This window comes from Nocardia vinacea NBRC 16497, assembly GCF_000308835.1.
Taxonomy (GTDB): domain Bacteria; phylum Actinomycetota; class Actinomycetes; order Mycobacteriales; family Mycobacteriaceae; genus Nocardia; species Nocardia vinacea.
Genome location: NZ_BAGN01000091.1, coordinates 1 through 15,738, shown reverse-complemented (window position 1 = coordinate 15,738; position 15,738 = coordinate 1). Strand labels below are relative to the sequence as shown.

General features: G+C 64.7%; 19 protein-coding genes and 1 pseudogene. 11 read left to right on the top strand and 9 right to left on the bottom strand.

The window, feature by feature from the left end; all coding sequences use genetic code 11:
• Nucleotides 1–31: 31 nt before the first annotated feature.
• The 6 genes and pseudogenes from ON44_RS12075 to ON44_RS49420 form a co-directional block, all read right to left on the bottom strand.
• Nucleotides 32–451, bottom strand: coding sequence for a VOC family protein (locus ON44_RS12075; RefSeq protein WP_040689200.1), 420 nt, complete (start codon nt 449–451; stop codon nt 32–34).
• A gap of 349 nt (nt 452–800) precedes the next feature.
• Nucleotides 801–1,257, bottom strand: a pseudogene (locus ON44_RS53390) (sugar O-acetyltransferase).
• 18 nt (nt 1,258–1,275) lie between these two features.
• Nucleotides 1,276–1,851 (bottom strand): GTP-binding protein, encoded by a 576-nt coding sequence (locus tag ON44_RS12065; RefSeq protein WP_040689196.1) that lies wholly within the window; start codon nt 1,849–1,851, stop codon nt 1,276–1,278.
• A gap of 28 nt (nt 1,852–1,879) precedes the next feature.
• Entirely contained in the window at nt 1,880–2,212 is a 333-nt protein-coding gene (locus ON44_RS12060) for a DUF742 domain-containing protein (protein ID WP_245567114.1), read from the bottom strand.
• A 101-nt stretch (nt 2,213–2,313) separates the two neighbouring features.
• The gene (locus ON44_RS12055; protein WP_040689193.1) at nt 2,314–2,742 is read right to left on the bottom strand and encodes a roadblock/LC7 domain-containing protein; all 429 of its coding nucleotides are present in this window, start codon (nt 2,740–2,742) and stop codon (nt 2,314–2,316) included.
• Nucleotides 2,739–6,188 carry an ATP-binding protein gene (locus tag ON44_RS49420; RefSeq protein ID WP_245567113.1) on the bottom strand — a complete coding sequence of 1,150 codons (3,450 nt, stop codon included), beginning with the start codon at nt 6,186–6,188 and terminating at the stop codon, nt 2,739–2,741. Before ON44_RS49420 ends, ON44_RS12055 begins: the two co-directional genes overlap by 4 nt.
• 445 nt (nt 6,189–6,633) lie before the next feature.
• Here ON44_RS49420 and ON44_RS12045 point away from each other — a divergent pair, with 445 nt between their 5' ends.
• Nucleotides 6,634–7,167, top strand: coding sequence for a DUF3558 domain-containing protein (locus ON44_RS12045; RefSeq protein ID WP_040689191.1), 534 nt, complete (start codon nt 6,634–6,636; stop codon nt 7,165–7,167).
• 20 nt (nt 7,168–7,187) lie between these two features.
• The gene (locus ON44_RS12040; RefSeq protein WP_157187121.1) at nt 7,188–7,574 is read left to right on the top strand and encodes a hypothetical protein; all 387 of its coding nucleotides are present in this window, start codon (nt 7,188–7,190) and stop codon (nt 7,572–7,574) included.
• A 29-nt stretch (nt 7,575–7,603) separates the two neighbouring features.
• Here the strand turns inward: ON44_RS12040 and ON44_RS12035 are convergent, their stop codons facing one another.
• From ON44_RS12035 to ON44_RS12025, 3 genes are read right to left on the bottom strand one after another with little or no spacing between them, the layout of a single operon-like run.
• Nucleotides 7,604–7,861: a hypothetical protein gene (locus tag ON44_RS12035; RefSeq protein ID WP_040689188.1), complete on the bottom strand. Its 258-nt coding sequence runs from the start codon at nt 7,859–7,861 to the stop codon at nt 7,604–7,606.
• Between the two features lie 19 nt (nt 7,862–7,880).
• Nucleotides 7,881–8,222 (bottom strand): hypothetical protein, encoded by a 342-nt coding sequence (locus tag ON44_RS12030; RefSeq protein WP_157187120.1) that lies wholly within the window; start codon nt 8,220–8,222, stop codon nt 7,881–7,883.
• A complete protein-coding gene (locus ON44_RS12025; protein WP_040689185.1) occupies nt 8,219–8,647 on the bottom strand; it encodes a hypothetical protein in 429 nt (142 codons plus the stop codon). Before ON44_RS12025 ends, ON44_RS12030 begins: the two co-directional genes overlap by 4 nt.
• 277 nt (nt 8,648–8,924) lie before the next feature.
• Here ON44_RS12025 and ON44_RS12020 point away from each other — a divergent pair, with 277 nt between their 5' ends.
• From ON44_RS12020 to ON44_RS11980, 9 genes are all read left to right on the top strand, one after another.
• Nucleotides 8,925–9,800, top strand: a complete 876-nt coding sequence (locus tag ON44_RS12020) for a helix-turn-helix domain-containing protein (RefSeq protein ID WP_040689252.1) — start codon at nt 8,925–8,927, stop codon at nt 9,798–9,800.
• Nucleotides 9,797–10,006: a DUF397 domain-containing protein gene (locus ON44_RS12015; RefSeq protein WP_040689183.1), complete on the top strand. Its 210-nt coding sequence runs from the start codon at nt 9,797–9,799 to the stop codon at nt 10,004–10,006. Before ON44_RS12020 ends, ON44_RS12015 begins: the two co-directional genes overlap by 4 nt.
• A gap of 31 nt (nt 10,007–10,037) precedes the next feature.
• The gene (locus tag ON44_RS12010; RefSeq protein WP_040689180.1) at nt 10,038–10,229 is read left to right on the top strand and encodes a DUF397 domain-containing protein; all 192 of its coding nucleotides are present in this window, start codon (nt 10,038–10,040) and stop codon (nt 10,227–10,229) included.
• 494 nt (nt 10,230–10,723) lie between these two features.
• A complete protein-coding gene (locus tag ON44_RS12005; RefSeq protein WP_157187119.1) occupies nt 10,724–11,722 on the top strand; it encodes an alpha/beta hydrolase in 999 nt (332 codons plus the stop codon).
• 436 nt (nt 11,723–12,158) lie between these two features.
• Entirely contained in the window at nt 12,159–12,425 is a 267-nt protein-coding gene (locus ON44_RS51645) for a hypothetical protein (RefSeq protein WP_040689178.1), read from the top strand.
• Between the two features lie 15 nt (nt 12,426–12,440).
• A complete protein-coding gene (locus tag ON44_RS11995) occupies nt 12,441–13,544 on the top strand; it encodes a glycosyltransferase (protein WP_040689176.1) in 1,104 nt (367 codons plus the stop codon).
• Between the two features lie 499 nt (nt 13,545–14,043).
• Nucleotides 14,044–14,334 carry a DUF427 domain-containing protein gene (locus ON44_RS11990; protein WP_040689175.1) on the top strand — a complete coding sequence of 97 codons (291 nt, stop codon included), beginning with the start codon at nt 14,044–14,046 and terminating at the stop codon, nt 14,332–14,334.
• A 54-nt stretch (nt 14,335–14,388) separates the two neighbouring features.
• Nucleotides 14,389–15,156: an alpha/beta hydrolase gene (locus tag ON44_RS11985; protein WP_040689173.1), complete on the top strand. Its 768-nt coding sequence runs from the start codon at nt 14,389–14,391 to the stop codon at nt 15,154–15,156.
• Nucleotides 15,157–15,181: 25 nt separating this feature from the next.
• Nucleotides 15,182–15,700: a hypothetical protein gene (locus tag ON44_RS11980; RefSeq protein ID WP_051181912.1), complete on the top strand. Its 519-nt coding sequence runs from the start codon at nt 15,182–15,184 to the stop codon at nt 15,698–15,700.
• Nucleotides 15,701–15,738 lie beyond the last annotated feature (38 nt).

The following is a 15,738-nucleotide window of genomic DNA, read 5'->3' as shown; positions in this document are numbered from 1 at the left end:
CGAGGCCGTCGGCATCCGCGAGTTCGGGAAATCAGCTGAGCAGCTGGGAGAATCGCAGGTGGTTGCCCCACGGATCGCGGAAACCGCAGTCCCGGACGCCATACGGCTGGGTGATCGGTTCCTGGTCGACATCGACGCCCGCGTCGCGCAGCCGGGCGAAGGTGTCGTCGACGGCCTCGGTGGTGAAGATCAGGGTGCCTTGCGCACCGCTGGCCAGCCGGGCCTTGGCGGCCTCGCGCGCGGCCTCGTTCGGGTTCATCTCCGGGTTCTCCAGGATGAATTCGATTCCCGGCTGCGACGCCGGACCGACGGTCAGCCAGCGACCGCCCGGAAACGGCATATCCTGGCGAACCTCGAAGCCGATGACATCGCGGTAGAACTCCAGCGCCTTGTCCTGGTCACCGACCAGGATGGCGACGTGGGTGAGAGTGAAATCCTTGCCGTTGCTCATTGGTGTCTCCTTGTGTCGAGCCGATCACCAGCAAAGACGGCGAGTGCATCCGGAATTCATCGGTGATCTCGCGAAAATCTGCGATCTCGGTGAATATCTCTCGCTGCGCATGTGTCACCACCCGACAAGATCTGCTCGGAGACCGACACGCTGAGCTGGCCGGGCGAGCCGAGAATCTGGATGCGGGCTGGTCTCGGGCTCGTTCAGGACGAGTTGTTACGACGTTCGTGGAGTCAACACGTTGCCGACGGATTGCAGCGTATGCGACACCACGTCCTGCTCGCGGTCGTCCGCGCGCAACCGGTCCGCCGCGGTGAGCAAGCAGTATCGCGGGTCGCGGCATGTGCGCTCACAACTCGCGCAGCACCCGCGCTGGATTGCCCGCCGCGAACACCCGCGAGGGCAGATCCCGGGTGACGACGCTGCCGGCACCGACCACCGTGTCCTCCCCGATCGTGACGCCGGGGCACACGATGACCCGCCGCCGAACCACACGTTGTTCCCGATCCGAATCGGCGCAGCCGACTCCAGGCGCTGCCTGCGCGCCTCGTGATCCACCATCGGATGCAGCGCCGTCAGCGGCTGGCACCGCGGCCCGATCGACACATCGTCGCCGATCACGATCGGCGCACAGTCCAGCAGGATCGCGTCGGCCGCAGCACCGCATCGCCCCGCTCGGTTTCCTCCGGGCCGGTGCGGTTGAACTCATCGCACGACCGTTGTGCCCGGACGCGCTCGGCAACCAACTCCGGATCACTGTCCCGGTACAGCTCCCCGCGCAGCATCCGCTCCTTCTGCTCACCCACGAGCGCCGGGCTACGGACTCAGACGACCTCGCGGGCGTGCAGCCGCGGTGTGGAAAGGCGCTGCACGAGCACCTGTTCGAGCAGTGCGACGAGCACCTCCTTCACCGATTCCCGTTTTCGCGCATCGCATTCCAGGATCGGAATCCACTCGTCGAGCTCCAGTGCCTCACGGACCTCGTCGAGTTCGAAGTGCTCGCCCTGTTCGAAACGATTGACCACCACCACGAATGGCGTGTTGTGCTCTTCGAAATAGTCCAGCACCGGATAGCAGTCCTCGACTCGGCCGGTGTCCACCACGATCACCGCACCGAGTGCGCCGTCGACCAGGTCGTCCCACAGGAAGACGAAGCGGTCCTGGCCGGGAGTGCCGAACAGATAGAGGACCAGCGAGTTGTCGAGGGTGATGCGACCGAAGTCGAGGGCGACGGTGGTCTGGGTCTTATCCGCGCGCCGGCCCGGATCGTCGATGCCGATGGCGACCTCGGTCATCGACGCCTCGGTCACCAGCGGTTCGATTTCGGAGATCGCGCCGATGAATGTTGTTTTGCCGACACCGAATCCACCGCTGATCACGATCTTGACCGAGGCGGGCATGGACCGCTCGACCGGTGGTGTCCGATATTCAGAGTGCCCGTACAAGGTCCCTGATCCTCTCGATGGCTGCGGTGGAAAGTTCGGGGGCGTCCCGAACCGAAACATGCCCGGCGGCCGCGAGATCGCTGACGATCACCTTCGCGACGCCCACCGGAACGTGCAGCGCCGTCCCGATTTCGGCGATGGAATGCGGCTGCTGGCACAGCCTGACGACGGTGCGCTGTTCGAAGTGCAGCGGTGCGGACAGCGCGGCAGGCGTTGCCAGTACCAGTGTTTCGATGCGCAGCCCATCGATCAGCGGCGTCGTGCGCCCCGCCGTGACGACGAAGGGGCGGACGAATCGATCATCTGGGAGCTGCACATCCGGACTATCCCTCGGTGGCCGGTTTGCTCCGAGCAAACCGAAGGATTGGTTCACCGGGATCATCCGCGGGTCCGGCAACCGCGGCCGGTATGGATCTCTCATCTGCGCAACGATTCTCGTAATTCCGAGATGAGCGCCGGGTCGAGCAGCGCACCGGCGCGTTCGGCCAGCACCGCCATCTCGTAGCCGACGAGACCGACATCGCAACCACCGTCGGCGATGACGCCGAGGCAACTGCCGTCACCGAGTGCGGAGACCAGCAGGAAGCCGCGCTTCATCTCGATCATTATCAGCTTCAGACCGTCGAATGCGTAACTGCGCGAAGCACTTCGGGCCAGGCTGGACAGGCCGGAGACCATGGCGGCCAGTCGATCCGCACCGGTGCGGTCCAGCCCCTCGGACATGGCGATGAGCAGGCCGTCAGAGGAGACGGCGACGGTGTCGCGGACGCCGTCGGTATTGCGCACGAAGTTGGCCAGCATCCAGTTGAAAGTGTGCGGGTCCGCGGTCTGTATCTGGGTGGTCATCGAATCTCCTCTGCGATGGTGGGTGAAACCGAGGATTGCGCCAAATCCGTGGCGCGCGGGATGTTTTCGGAGGCTCCAGCGTTCTCGGATGTTTCCGGCGGCGGTGCGCTCGGCGCGCCGCGCTCGTGTCCGGCCCGGAACGACGAGAGCATGCTGCGGATTTCGGCCGGTGTGCGTTCCACGACCGGAGCGCTGGGTGGGGCCGGGGTGAGAGTCCTCGGTGCGCTGTCGCTTCCGTTGGCGGCTGTGCGTGCTCGCTTGTTGCGCTTGACCAATCCGTTCTTGGTTCGCTGCACACCGTGGGGTGCGGAATCGGATTCCGTTGCGGCTGTCGCTGTTTCAGGTATCTGCCACAACGAACTGCCCGCCGCAGACGGGACAGCGAACTGCGGCCCCTCGGTCGCGGGAACGGCGTCGGTTGAGCGATCGCTCCCTGATCCGTTGACGGCGGACAAGCCCGTCAGGAAACCGTTGACACCATTGCTCCCAGTGCCATTCACCCTTGGCAGACCCGTCAGCGATCCGTTGGCAGCAGGCAAGCCGGTCGGAGATTCGCTGGCACCATCGCTGCCAGTTCCATTAGCCCTTAGTAGACCCCTCAGCGATCCATTGGCCCCGGACGCAGCCCTGTCGCCGGTCGGGATGCCCCCAGACGCAGCCCAATCGCCCGTCGGGTCCCCCTCGGAAGCAGCCCGATCGCCCCTTGGCACGGCTCCCTCGATGCCTGCCCCGGTGGACCCGGCACCGTCGCCGGAATCGTCCGGCGTGGAATGGAAGTGGGCGAACGGCGCGGGTACCGATGTCGACGATGCGAATCCCGGTCGGGAATGCGCGGGTCCGGACCTCGATTGCCGAGGTCCGACGCCGCCGGGTTCGGACCCGCCGGTCATTCGCACATCATGCGTCGGCGCGCCAGGTGTCGAGGTACCGTCGCCCCGCGCACCATTGGCCCTGGCACCATCGACCTGGGCACCATTGGACCGGGCACCGTCAACTGGGGCACCGTCGCCCTGCGCACCATTAGCTCCGGCACCATCGCCCCGGGCAGCATTAACCCAGGCACCATCGACCTGGGCACCATTGGACCGGGCACCGTCAACTGGGGCACCGTCGCCCTGCGCACCATTAGCTCCGGCACCATCGCCCCGGGCAGCATTAACCCAGGCACCATCGCCCTGCGCACCGTTAGCTCCGGCACTATTGACCTGGGCAGTATTGACCCAGGGACCGTCGACTGAGGCACCATTGACCGGCGCACCGTCGACTGGAGCGCCGTGTCTCGGCGTGCCGAGCACCGCGCTCGCCGAAACGGCTTCATCCGCGAGGGATCCCCCCATGGCACCGGCAAACCCCACCGCCGACTCGACATGCCCCTGCGCACCAGCAGGCACCGCGGCTGCTTCGCCCCGGTTCCCGGCCGCAGGTGCCCGTCGAGCATTCTCATTCGCAAGGGAGACCGCCGGGGAACCGACAAGCGTGGCCGCCGCCGAGTCGCTGGGCCCGTACGCACCGGGCACCGCGCCGGCAGGCCCCGCAGCCGCTTCACCCCGCTGTCCAGCCGCAGGTGCGCGCCGATCCTTCTCTCCCGCAATGATTCCCACGGGCAGCAGCAGCCGCGCGACGATCCCGCTGACCGGTGACACATTCAACTCGACATCGATCCCGAGCCGTCGCGCCAACCGGCCGACCACGTAATGCCCCAGATATCGCGTCGGCGCGACAACGAAATCGGTCTCGCCGCGCAGCCGGGCATTCGCCTCGTCCAACTGCTCCACCGGCATGCCGACACCGTGATCCACCACCGCGAGCAGATATCCGGCCGGCAGCTTGCGCCCGTAGATCTCCACCTCCATATCCGGTGGGGAGAAGGCCAATCCGTTCTCGATCAGCTCGGCCAGCATATGCGCGAGGTCGCTGACCACCGCGCCGGTGATCGCGATATCGTCCACCCGGCGCAGCACCACCCGGCGATAGTCGTCTACCTCCGACAACCCGGCGCGAATCACATCGGTGAGCGCGATCGGCTCGGCCCAGCGCCGCGGGCTCGCCGACCCCACCAGCACCAGCAGACTTTCGGCATTGCGCCGCATGCGAGTGGCGAGGTGATCGAGTTCGAACAGATTGGACAGCGCCTTGGGGTCGAGTTCCTCGCGTTCGAATTCACTGATCAGGCCGAGCTGGCGACGAACCAGATTCTGGTTGCGCCGCGCCAGATTCGCCATCGATTCGGTGGTATTGCGACGGACCAGCGCCTGCGCCGAAGCCAATTCGAAGGCGGTGGTCTGCACACCGTCCAATGCCCCTGCCACGGCGGCGATTTCGACACTCGCGCCGCGTGGCGTCCGCACCGGCGCGGGCGGATCCGGTTGCGCGTCATCGGACGCCTGCCAGGCCGCGATCACCTCGGGCAGCCGATGATTGGCGACATCATCGGCCTCTGCCGCCAGCGCGGCGAGCGGACGCACGATGGCGCGCACACTGGCGAAGACCAATGCCATCTCGGCGGCGATGGCGATCAGCGCCGCGAGCAGGAAGCCGCCGAGCGTCAGGAACGCCTCCCTGCGCAGCGCCTCCGCGCGCCGCTGCACATCGTCACCGACTGCCTGCTGCACCTTGCGCTGCTCATCGATGACCGCCGTCATCTGCGCCCACCAGGTGCTCGGATCCACCGAACGCACCAGCGGACCGGTGCTCGACGCGATCGCGATTCGCTCCGATTCGCTTGCCCTGACGGCATTTTCACTCCGCAGCGCCGCATCGAGCCGGGCCTGCTGCGCCGCGGTCGCGTCGCGCGCGAAGGCGGTCAGTCCGGCCATTTTGGCGGCGCGGATATCGAGGAACTCGACATACTCGCCATTGCGGAATTCATCGGCCGCGAAGACGCCGTTGAGGAATCCGCGCTCCTTGGCCGTCTGCTCCTTGGCCTCCCCGAGCGCATACAGCGCCTCGAGGCCGTGCCGAACCTCGGCGTCGCGCGCCTGATCGAGCCCGAGCGTCAGCCGATTCAGCGCGGCGATGCCGTCGGTATAGAACTGAAAGGCCGCCTGCCTGCTGGTGCGGTGGGCGTCGATCTGCGTGCGGGTCGCGTCGAGCGCGTCGAATTGTCCGAGCGCCGAGCGCACCTGGGCCGCGCCGGGCGCATTCCCGGTCGCCGCGGCCGCCTCGAGTGCGCGCATGGCCCGATCGGTCTCGACCCGCTGATCGGCCACGGTCTGAACTAAGCGGGTATCGCCGCCGAGCAGGCCATTGCTCAGCCCGCGTTCGCGCTGCGCCTCCTGCACCAGATCTTGTACGGCCAGCGCGAGCGAGACCGCGTGCACAGTGTCACCGCTCTCACGGAAAGCCTTGACCTCCCGGGCGACCGTCACGCCGAGCAGCCCCAGCACCAAAACCAATGAGACAACGAGGATTCGAGCCAGTTGCCCCCGAATCGTGCGCGGTCGCACTATTCTGTTCCCGGCAACCTGGCGTTCACTTCCGGGATCGGCAGTCATATCCGGTGTGTCACCGGATTTTTCCGACCTTTGACGTAAACGCACCACCCTGCTCCTCCGACGGCCAAGCCGTGACCACTCCACCCCGAGCGCACGGAAAGTCACGCAGCAGCCTGCTCCAGGGGTATGGCACTGTCAATGCGAAAACCGGACAAAACGGACATCGGACGCATTTGTATACACGCTGGTAATCCAGCGTTTCCGCGGTATCGATCCGCTCACAACGGACCGCTGCGCAGTGTGACGTGACGCCCGTCGCAATCGGGTTCGCCGAGGAATCGTTGTGCGTGATTCTGCACCGAATCCTCAGAGCACGCCTCCCTCGCACCCACCAATGCCGGGGATACCGTTTGATATGGTCAAGATCTCCGGATAGTCGCAGGTCGAGAGGGTGGGGATGGCGCACCGATTGAAGTTGATGCTGCTCGCGGCGGCTGTCCTGCCAGGGTTGGCCGCGTGTGGGAGTTCGACGAGCGGAAGTCCGAGCGCGAGTAGTGAGACGAGTGCGGCGCAGGTCAAGCTGTTCGATCCGTGTACGCAGATCGCCGATGATGTGCTTACTGCCGCAGGCGTAAACCCCTCCGCGAAAGAGAGCGGTGTGGCCGGTGTGCACCAATCCGGATGGGAGATCTGCAACTGGAAGGGCCCGAAGTACTCCTTGGGAGTCTTCTCCAGCGGCCGCTCCATGCGGGAGATCGAACAGAAGCAGGGAAATGTCGAGTTCCAGGACGTGACGATCGCCGGACGGCAGGGCCGCCAGTTCCGTGTCGAGGGTGCGTCCTATGACCTGATGTGCGATGTCGTCTTCACTGCGTCCCAAGGCATCATCGAGCTCACGCTGATCAACAATCCGGTGCTCGACCATCCCGCGCCACCGTGCGGGCTGCTGCAACAGGCCGGTGCAGCGATAGTGCCGAGCCTGCCCAAGTAACTCCGAGGGGGAGGATGGCGATGAGCCAATCTGATATCGCACAATGGGCACGTTTTGCCGAGCAGGCGAAGTCCGGGGAGCTATATCTGGACAGCGAGGAGGCCGCACGGCAATGCCTAGCCGCTTGCGACCAACGGCTCAACGATCTTCAGGACATGCTGATCCAGGCACAGGCTGCACAAAGAGTTTCCGGCTTCGGCGATTTCCACATGGCCGATGATCTGGTCAAGACGTTCAAAGGCCAAGCCACCGGCGAAGCCAACTCTATCGACGCCATCATCCGTGAACATATCGAAGTCATCAAAGACATGGGCGAGATCATGGCCCTATCCATCAAACGCATTACCGGCCAAGACGTCACCAACTCCGTCTACTTCAATACCAACACCGAATCGTCGGGCGTATAAGCCATAGCGCCGCGGCCCCATGGCATCAGTCAAATAGTCCCCCCTGAATGTTCCTGTGGTGTAATCACTTCCGCCCAATACTCGTGCCGCACCGCATCCCACAACCGGGACAGGTTCGGGTATTTCTCACGCATATCGGCCAGGTCGGGCGCAGCCACCGCTACATCGACATTCAGCAATGGCCGCGCACTATCGATAAGGCTGCGCACGAGCATAATTCGGATGTGCCAGTGGTCGATCTCCCAGATGGCCACCCACCCGTCGACCTCGGTGCGATGCTCACGCATATTCGGCCCCCGTAGAGAGTCAATTCCTATGGTTGGCGTTGCCCTTCGAGTCGGGCACCGGCTGCGCCAGCTCCGACAACCTGTCCAATACCTCCCGCAGCGTTCGTAACGGCGGGCCGCCGCACACCGGCGGTTGCGCGTCCAGTGGTGGAAAGTCGATACCGCGCGCCGCGGCGCGCTCGCGTGGCGTCAATGTCTGCGGCGCGAGATGCCCCGCGGCCACCAGCGTGTAGTACGCCGCCGATTTCCAGACACACAGATCGACCCGGCAGACCCGGTGCTGTCGCATCAGCTCATGCGCCAGTCGCACATCGGCATGCCCGCAGACCCGTGGCGGAGTGAGTACCGCGTAGTCGTTCACGCGGCCCCCGTCTCGGCCGCTGCCGGACCCGCCACCCGCGCCCATGTCGTTGCGGGACAAACGGTTTCGAGGTCGAAGTCCTCACACACCCGCGCGGGCTGATTGTCCACGTGGTCCAGGTCGTAGACCACGATCGCGGCCACACCCAAGCCCGCCGCGATGCCGAGCGCGTAGCCGATCGCATCGTCGGCGTCCTGCGGCGGCCGGATGGTGAAGACGTAGTGGTAGCCCAGCGCGCAGGCATGCCGCCGCACGGCGGTCGCGTGCCGAGGCGCTTGCAGTCCGGATACGTCGCCGCGCACGAACCCAACGGCCTTCGGCCGCTCGCGATCGGCCCCGTTCGCCTCGGCGGTTGCGGACCGGATTGCGGTCGTCCCCGAATCAGGCGGCACCGTGTCGTGATCGATTGCTGTCAGGCGGGGCACTGGATACCTCCGAAAGATATTGTGACGGTGGTGATTTTGGAACGTCAGACGGTCGGACGCGGCGTCGCCAATTCACCACCGCGAGGGGTGGTTGAGCGGAGGCGAATAGTTGGTCGACCCGACCGTCTGGCGCATGGCTAGTAAAACACCAAACGGGTACGGTGGGAGCACTCCAATTCGATTCAGCCCGAATCGAATTCGCTCCAAACAGGCTGACTATTCCATCTAGCTTGACATGACTGTGAGTAACGCTAACGAAAGGGTGGGTGGCATTACTTTGACGACCGAATCGAACAACACGACTCTGCCGCGTCGCGTGCTCGGACGACGCCTGCGGGAGCTGCGAGAGAAGCGAAGCCTGAGCCGTACACGCGCCGCTCAGGCGTGCGAGATGGGCTCACAGACCTTGTGGCGCTTGGAATCTGGGCGAAGCAGTGAAATCAAGAGAATGGTCATCAATGCGCTCTGCGACCTTTACCGAGCAAGTGATGACGACCGAAGCGTACTGGTGTGGCTCGCTCAGGAGTCCAGGAAAGATGGTTGGTGGCAGTCTTACGCCGATGCCATAATCCCAGATCGGGCAATGTTCGTCGGGCTCGAGCAATCTGCCTGCCGTGTCATCTCATGGCAGTCGACTTTAGTGCCCGGTCTGCTGCAGACATCGGATTACCGGCGCGCCATCTGGGAGGCGGAAGGGCAACCTGTTGATATCGAACGCGACGTCGATATGGTCGCGAAGCGCCAGGAGCGTCTTCATGATTCGGAGAGTTTCGCGCTAGAAGTGCTGCTGAGCGAGTCCGTGTTGCGGCAACGGATCGGGGGTATCGAGGTCATGGCCGGTCAGTTGAACCAGCTTATCGAGATCGGCAAACTGCCGAACGTGTCGATTCGGGTGGTCCCGTTCGATGCACCCAATCACATAGGACTGGTCGCAAAGGATTTCGTGTACCTGGAGTTCCCCGAACATTCGAATCCTGCCCTCACTGAGCCACCCGTCGTCTACGTGGAGGGCTTCACTGGCATGCTGTACCTGGACAAGCCCGGCGAGACCATGAAGTATCGGGAGGCTTGCTCCGATATAAAGCGCGTAGCGTTGAACGAGAACGACACTCGACGCCTAATCGAAGCGATCGCGAAGGAGTACGCGGAGTGAACATCGACCTGTCCGAGGCGAAGTGGTTCAAGAGCAGCCGCAGCACGAGCGGTTCGGATTGCGTCGAGGTCGCGCACCTCGCGGACAGCATGGTCGGAGTACGGGACTCGAAGAACACGACCGGCCCGGCGCTCGTCTTCACTCCTTCGGAATGGGATGCCTTCACCGCAGGCATCCAGAACGGCGAGTTCAACCGGCCCGCATAGCGTCCGACATCTGTCGTCAGGAGTAAGCGGCATGAATATCGACTTGTCCGAGGCGAAGTGGTTCAAGAGCAGCCGCAGCACGAGCGGTTCGGATTGCGTCGAGGTCGCGCACCTCGCGGACAGCATGGTCGGCGTGCGCGACTCGAAGAATCCGACCGGTCCAGCGCTGGTCCTCACTCCGTCCGAGTGGGATGCCTTCACGGCCAGCGCCTCGTCCGATTAGCTTCTGCGGTAACCGAGTCTCGGGTTCGGCACCATCCCGTCGAGCGCAGTCGAATTGCGGTGTCGGACGGTGTGGCGAGCCACCTTTCGACTACGTTCGGCGCGCAGCCGGACCTGAAAGCGACGCAACCTATCTGGATGGGGCACTAGCGACCAGAACGACGAGTTCAACCGGCCCTACTAGTGGCAACCCTCTGGAGTACGGTTCAGCAGCCTCGGTCCGGCACTACGGACCCAGGCTGCACCGTTGGCAGGCGTCGGAACAACAGACGAATCCGATTGCAGCACAAGCTACTTGCGTTGCCACCCGATCGGAGAACACAGCGCTGTTCGAAATGGCTATCCATCGATGCCGCAGTCTGCGACCGACCTGCTCACCAACGGTGGGAATCCGACGCCACCAGTTACATGACGTTTCATGACATTGTCGACGCGAAAATTCACGGCCTCCGATGGGGGCCAACCCGTCGATGAGGTCTGCATATGGATTTGCGCATGTCGGTATTGCGAGAACGCCGGGGGTACCGGCGGATGGCGTCCGTCGCCGCGACCGTAGCGGTCGCGATCGCGCCGCTGTTCGTCGTCGCGCCGGAGGCGAACGCGGAAGCCACCGTCGAGCGAATCGAGCGCACCTCGCCGCAGCAATGGCAGATGTACGTCCACTCCCCCGCCATGAAGCGGACCATTCACCTCGATGTGCTGGTGCCCGCGAACCAGTCGGCATCCCGGCCGACTTTGCTGCTGCTGGACGGAAACGGTGCGTCGGAATCTCAGCCGGCGAGCACCTGGACGCTGCGCGGCGGCGCCAAGGAGTTCTTCGCCGACAAACCGGTCAATGTGGTGATGCCGGTGGGCGGCGGCGGAACTTACTACACCGACTGGTTGCAGGACGATCCCAAAATCGGACACCAGAAGTGGGAGACCTTCCTTACCTCGGAACTGCCGCCGCTGATCGACCGTGAACTGAAAGGCAACGGGGTCTACGCCGTCGGCGGACTTTCGATGGGAGCGGGAGCGGCGGCCATTCTCGCCGTGCGGCACCCCGACATGTTCCGCGCCCTGGCAGCCTTCAGCGGTTGCTACTCCACCGACGGTGTCGGACAGCTCTCGGTGCGCCCCGTCGTCGAATCGAAGGGTGGGGACCCGGACAACATGTGGGGTAAAGCGGGCAACCCGGAATGGGCGGCGCACGATCCGAGCAAACACCTCGACACGCTGCGCGGCAAACCGGTCCACCTGTACGTGGGCACCGGCGTGCCCGGCCCCGACGATGCCCCGTTCGACGATCGCTGGTCGTGGCCCAACGACCCGCTCCGGTCGAACGAGATCGAACAGGTATCGCACGACTGCACCCTCGCCCTCTCGCCCGCCATGAAACTCTTCGGCGCCGACCTTTCCATCGACTACGCCGCCGTCGGCGTCCACTCCTGGCCGTACTGGAAGACCGCACTCCCCAAATCCTGGCCGGCCCTCAAAGCAGGCCTCGGCGTATAAAGCGCATCCGAGAGACCCGGTGCGCGACATCGCTGGTCGACTGTCACGCACCGTTTCGCGCTGTACCGCAATCAGCCGGGCAATCCGATGCACGACATCGCGTACGCAGCCGCCGCGCACCATCTCGCGCCGCGCCGCAATCAGCCGGGCAATACCGCCGTCCGATGGGCCGCTCTCGCCGCCCGCGACTAGGCCCAATACACGGCAGTTCGCCATGAGGACAACCAGATTCGGCCCGAAGGGCGGTCCCGAGTTCTCTGAGCTCCGGGGGTCGAGAAGGAACATCTTTGAGAAATCTGGCGCTCAAGCAGTTGCCGCAGATAGCAGCTCACTTCGTGCGGTAGCCTCAGAGCCGTCCAGGCGTCGTTTCACGCGGGGGCGATTCGGGAAGCTATCTGCGGTAGTGGTCGGAGGCTGTGCGATGGGGCGGGTACGGATGCTTCCGCGGCCGGCGGGTGGTGTGCGGCTGACGGATGCGGTGCGGATCTATCTGGCGACGAGCACGGTGGTCAACACGCGCGGGTCCAACGCCATCATGCGTGTGTCGATGGGCGCACAAGCCACGCAGTTGCACAGTCGACTCTGCCGGATCGCGGTATCTACGACCTTCGATTACCCGGCGACCGGCACCCACAGCTGGCCCTACTGGCGAGACGAGCCCGTAGCCGGCTGGCCGGTCGTCGCTCAGTCGCTCGGAACGTGAGCCAGGCATCGACACATGCGAATCCTGTTCGTGGCAACCCCGTTGATCGGGCACCTGTTTCCGATGATGCCGCTCGCCGAGTATCTGCACCGGTCCGGGCAGCAAGTCGCGATCGCCACCGGAGGCGACGCCGTGGTCGCAGGCAAGGCCGGCATACCGGTACGAGACGTCTGGCCACGAGTGCCGATGCTTCCAGCGATAGCGCGCGCCTTGGCGTTCCACCCACGCGCGGCGGTGCGATCAGGATTGGGAGTCGCGGACGCCGACGGAGCGGGACGGGTCTTCGCGCACATCAACCGCCCGGCCGTCGAGGCAGTGGCGCAGGCCACGAAGTCCTTCGCACCCGACCTTGTCGTCCATGAACCCTTCGCCGCTGCGGGCACGGTAGCTGCCGCTCGCTACGGTATCCCGTCGGTGCTGCACAACATCGCTTTCGACAATGGCACCAGAGTCTGCGAACAAATCCTTCGGCATATGGGGCGGACGTACCCGGCGCCGGAACCTGCCGCTGCGATTTCCATCGCGCCGCCCAGTCTGGTGTCCGTTCCCGGTCGGCCGATGAGGCCCGTCCCGTATTCCGCTCCGGGTGCCTGCACGCCCGAAGACCTGCTGCAGGCACCCAGCCGGCCTCGGATACTCGTCACCCGCAGCACCATGCTCGGAGACGGGCCGGATGGGATGACCGCGTCCATTATCCGCGCGGCACCGGCAGTCGACGCGGAGTTCGTCATCGTTCGTCCAAACCGCAGAGTCCAGCGCGCGAACGACCTCCCGCCGAACATCACCACCGTCGGCTGGACGGTGTTATCCGATGTGCTGCGCAACTGTCACGGTGTGGTCAATCACGGCGGCGCCGGATCCGTTTACGCGGCACTCGCCACCGGCGTTCCGCAAATAGTCACGCCCGCGCCTGGCGATCGACGCTGGAATGCGACTCTCGTCGAGCGGCGAGGGGCCGGGTTCTCCCGTCGACCTCGTCGTATCGACCCTCGTTCGTTGACAGATCTGATAACAGGCCGCGAGGTGGCCCTTGCCGCGAAGCAGGTCGCCGACGAGATCGCGGCGATGCCGTCTGTCGAAGACGTAGCATCCGAACTCATCGCAATGGCCAGACCCTGACCGCAGGCTCGGCTCTGCCAGGGTCTGTGACCGGTCGACGGCAGCCGCGCGGCTGATCCCATCCGAATAGTCCGGGGTCGAATACTCCTCCTCCGCCAACATCGGCCAGGCAATTCCGGGCACGACATCGCGTGGTCGGCTGCCACGCACTGTCTCGCGCCACGCCGCAATCAGGTGGGCAATTCCAGGCGCGACATCACGTACTCAGCTGCCACGCACCTTCTGCAGGCCGCGCCGTGATCAGCCAGGCAATTCCGGGCGCGACATCGCGTGGTCGGCTGCCACGCACTGTCTCGCGCCACGCCGCAATCAGCCGGGCAATTCGATGCGCGACATCACCTTCTCAGCTGCCACGCACCTCCTGCGCACCGCACCGTGATCGGCCGAGCAAATCAATGCGCGGCGAAGCAGACGGGGAATACCGCGAGCGCGGGTCGAGGTTACACACGGTAGCCGTGGTCTGTATGCGGCGGAATCCAGTGCGACGGTGGGAGATTCGATGAGCGTACGAGCGGTATGGAACGGCACGGTATTGGCCGAGAGTGCTGACACCGTAGTGGTCGAGGGCAATCATTACTTTCCGGCGGATTCGCTGAAGACGGAGTATTTCCGGGACAGCGATACGCATACCGTGTGCGGGTGGAAGGGGCTCGCGTCCTATTACACGGTCGAGGTCGAAGGTGCGAAGAATCCGGATGCCGCGTGGTACTACCCGGATCCGAAGCCGGAGGCCGAACAGGTGCGCGATCGGGTCGCGTTCTGGAAGGGCGTCGACGTCGTCGAGGTGTAATGCGTTCGGGGAGTCGGTGCGCAGCGGTGGCAGGTTCCGGGTAAGAACGATGGCATGCGACATCCGGCCCATCCGATCCTCAATGCGCTGACCTTCATGCCCGATCGGCAGATCGTGCAGACGCCGTCGATCCTCGAGCTGGATTACACCGAACTGTCCATCCGCACGACCGACGGCGAGACGCTGCAGGGTTGGTGGCTGCCCGCCGCACGCTCGATCGGGCACGTCCTGTTCGCGCACGGCAATGCGGGCAATATCGGCGACCGGGTGCCGATCTACGCGCTGCTCACCCAAATCGGTTTGGACGTACTGACTTTCGACTACCGCGGCTACGGCCGCAGCACCGGGCGCCCCACCGAGTACGGCACCTACCTAGACGCCCACGCGGCCCGGCGGGTGCTGCTGGAACAGCCGGGCGTCGATCCGGATCGCGTGCTCTACCTGGGCAAATCGCTCGGCGGCGGCGTGCTGCTCGAACTGGCGACCGAGCATCCGCCCACGGGACTGATACTGATGTCCACCTTCACCGGCCTGCGTGACGCGGCCCGCTCGGTCTATCCCTTCCTGCCCAGCCCGTTCGTCCCGGACGCCTATCCGAGCCTGCGCCGCATCGGCAAACTGCGCGCACCCGTCTTGATCATGCACGGCGACCAGGACGAACTGCTGCCGCTGCGGCATGCCGAGCGGCTGTACGCGGCCGCACCCGAGCCGAAGCGATTGGTGGTCTTTCCCGGCGGGCATCACAACGATCTGATCATGTCGACCGGAGTCGACTGGCTGGATTTGATCCGCTCCTGGACGGGTGATCTACTCACCCGCTGATGGCGCTCATGCGTAGCCTGGCGATATGAGCGATTTGGGTGAGATCACCGCGCGGCTCGCGGCACTGTCCGATGACGAACTCTTGGCGGTACTCGGCGCTGCCACCACGGGGCGACCTCGGCTCTCATGGGTGCACACCGCGGTCACGGAGGCCGCCGGACTCGGTCATACGAGTTCCGAGGCGGCTGTGAGTCCCGCCACTGTGACACCGCAATCGCATGACCAAGCATCGAGCGTCGGTGCATCCGGGCAGGTCGGAGGCTTTTCTCCGGTACCAGCGGTACCGGTACCGCCGACCGGTATCCCGTCCGGCTCCGAGGTGGGCGGATATTCGCCCGGCGGCGTACCTACTTTTGAGTCAGTTCGCGATAAGGTCGAGCAGCGCTTCGGCACCGCGCAGGGGATGGGCGAACTCGACCGGCAGACTCCTGCGGGCCGCAGCGCCGACGAACAATGGGAGGCGCGCGAGAAGACGGCGCGCGAGCGTCTGGCACAGATACGGAAATCGTTGCACGGCAACGATGTCGAATCGAACGATCCGTAAGCTGACCGAGCGCGACGAACTACGAATGTGATGGTGAT